At 58.6% G+C, this 2,018-nt stretch carries 3 protein-coding genes; all 3 read right to left on the bottom strand.

What is annotated here, in order from left to right; translation table 11 throughout:
- Positions 1-133: 133 nt before the first annotated feature.
- Positions 134-1,444 (bottom strand): glutamate-1-semialdehyde 2,1-aminomutase, encoded by a 1,311-nt coding sequence (hemL, locus tag NW837_RS08385; RefSeq protein WP_414330613.1) that lies wholly within the window; start codon positions 1,442-1,444, stop codon positions 134-136.
- Between the two features lie 78 nt (positions 1,445-1,522).
- Positions 1,523-1,798: a DUF4404 family protein gene (locus NW837_RS08380; protein WP_414330610.1), complete on the bottom strand. Its 276-nt coding sequence runs from the start codon at positions 1,796-1,798 to the stop codon at positions 1,523-1,525.
- 14 nt (positions 1,799-1,812) lie between these two features.
- The coding region (locus tag NW837_RS08375; protein WP_414330607.1) for a hypothetical protein at positions 1,813-2,018 on the bottom strand (206 nt) is incomplete at its 5' end.

Here is a 2,018-nt window from a genome sequence, read left to right as displayed (position 1 = left end):
AATCCGTACTGAACATATTATACATTATTTTCAGTATAGTTGAGCTTATTATTGACTAGAGTCATGCTCCAGTTGCGGTGGATGTGCTCGGCCATAGCAGGGATCCCGGCTCGAAAGAGGGTGAATTGCAGACTCAGAGGGTGCTCAACACCTCTCGCGCTGCGGCCAAGGTTTTCTCCACATCGGCCTCTGTGTGGGCCAGGGAGGTGAAGCCGGCCTCAAATTGCGAGGGCGCCAGATAGACTCCCCGCTCCAACATGCCGCGATGGAAGCGGGCAAATTTCTGCAGATCGGAAGTCTTGGCCTCTTCGTAGTTGCGCACCGGGCCGGCAGTAAAAAAGAAGCCAAACATGCCGGGCAGATAGCCCCCGCACATCTCATGCCCCGTTTCCCGCGCGATCTGCAATAGCCCCGTCGCCAACTTCTCGGTAATCCGCTCCAGATACTCGTAGGTGCCCGGGCGGCGCAAAATGTCCAGTGTCTGGATCCCTGCCGTCATGGCCAGGGGGTTGCCGGAAAGAGTCCCTGCCTGATACATCGGCCCCGCTGGAGCCACCATTTCCATAATTTCTCGCCGACCGCCGTAGGCCCCCACCGGCAGGCCGCCGCCGATGACCTTGCCCAGGGTCGTTAAATCGGGGATGACCCCAAACTTGGCCTGTACACCGCCATAGCTGATGCGAAAGCCGGTCATCACCTCGTCAAATACCAGCAGGGCCCCGTACTTTTGGGTGAGATCTCGCAAGCCTTCCAAGAAGCCCGGCTGGGGGGGAATAAAGCCGGCATTGCCCACCACCGGCTCTAGGATGACTCCGGCAATGGAGTCAGGGTGCTCTGCAAACAGGGCCTTGACTGCTTCTAGGTCGTTGTAGGGGGCAGTGAGAGTGGCGCTGGTAGCTGCCTTGGGCACCCCCGGCGAGTCTGGCAAGCCCAGCGTGGCCACCCCCGAACCGGCTTTCACCAAAAACATATCCGCATGGCCGTGGTAGCAGCCCTCAAACTTGATCACCTTTTCCCGACCGGTATAGGCCCGCATCAGGCGCAGCGCCGCCATGCAAGCTTCGGTGCCGGAATTGACAAAGCGCACCATCTCCACACTGGGCACCGCCTCAATGACCCGCTCCGCCAGTTCATTTTCCAGAACGCATGGGGCGCCGAAGCTGGTGCCTTTCTCCAAAGCTCGGTGCAGAGCCTCAATGACCTCGGGGTGGGCATGGCCGACAATGGCAGGCCCCCAACTGCCGATGTAGTCGATGTATTGGTTGCCGTCCACATCCCAGGCGTAGGCCCCTGAGACACGGTCGAACACGACGGGATCCCCGCCCACCGACTTGAAGGCGCGCACCGGAGAACTCACTCCCCCCGGCATGAGACTTTGTGCCCGGGCAAAAATCTGTTTGGAGCGGGCGGTGTTAAACGAAGTGGAGTGGAGAGTGCTGGTCATAGAGCAGGAGCTTTCAACGCATTACCAAGGCTAGCAAGCAAGGGAGCTTTCTGGTGAGCCCTTTTACGGACCCTGAACCTACAAACCCATCCCTGCCAGTGTGTCGATCACCTGCTCCAGGATCAGGGTGAGGTTGGGATGCGAGGTCTCGAACAGGCCCAGCGCCTCTCCGATGCGATCCCTGGGGCCTTGGCTCGGTTTGCTCTCGGTCGGGGATCCCAGATCGGCCAGCACCGCCTCCACTTCCTGGCGAATGGCGGCAATTTGCTGTCGCTGCTTTTCATCCAAGCCAGGGGTTTTTTGCAGCTCAACATCCAGATCGTGCAGCAGTTGTCGCAGTTTCGATTCGGCCATTCTGTAAAGAGACCTTAACGACTTGAGAACCGATTGAGTTTTGACCACCCTGCCTCAATCATACGGTCTGATGGGTTGAAGCAGGGATCTCTTTCTTTGTCCAAGGTCTGAGGGCGGGTGAGGCGACGAAGGTGAACTTTGACCGCCAGGGATCCCAGCATTGGAGCAACTCCCATAGGATGGGCAGTAGCCTTGCTGTCTACCCCCATGTCTGAGCTGG

Origin of the sequence: Synechococcus sp. R6-10, from assembly GCF_047461815.1 — a bacterium.
Lineage (GTDB): Bacteria > Cyanobacteriota > Cyanobacteriia > Thermostichales > Thermostichaceae > Thermostichus.
This window is presented reverse-complemented; position numbering and strand designations above follow the sequence as displayed.

Bases quoted from the DNA above. Each gene is read 5' to 3' on its own strand.
- hemL (WP_414330613.1), bottom strand. From the start codon at position 1,444: ATGACCAGCACTCTCCACTCCACTTCGTTTAACACCGCCCGCTCCAAA.
- NW837_RS08380 (WP_414330610.1), bottom strand. From the start codon at position 1,798: ATGGCCGAATCGAAACTGCGACAACTGCTGCACGATCTGGATGTTGAG.